The 293-nt window shown below is 52.2% G+C and carries 1 rRNA gene; it reads right to left on the reverse strand.

Features of this window, described 5'->3' with window-relative positions:
* Positions 1-293, reverse strand: a 23S ribosomal RNA gene (locus tag J9889_RS24795); the annotation flags it as partial.

Consider the following 293-nt stretch of genomic DNA (forward strand, 5'->3'; position numbering starts at 1 on the left):
CCTTTCACCCCCAGCCACAGGTCATCCCCTAACTTTGCAACGTTAGTGGGTTCGGTCCTCCAGTTGATGTTACTCAACCTTCAACCTGCCCATGGCTAGATCACCCGGTTTCGGGTCTACACCTTGCAACTAGACGCCCAGTTAAGACTCGGTTTCCCTACGGCTCCCCTATACGGTTAACCTCGCTACAAAATGTAAGTCGCTGACCCATTATACAAAAGGTACGCAGTCACCCCGAAGGGCTCCCACTGCTTGTACGTACACGGTTTCAGGTTCTATTTCACTCCCCTCAC

Source organism: Aeromonas sp. PrichA-15 (assembly GCF_017939245.1).
Lineage (GTDB): Bacteria > Pseudomonadota > Gammaproteobacteria > Enterobacterales > Aeromonadaceae > Aeromonas > Aeromonas caviae.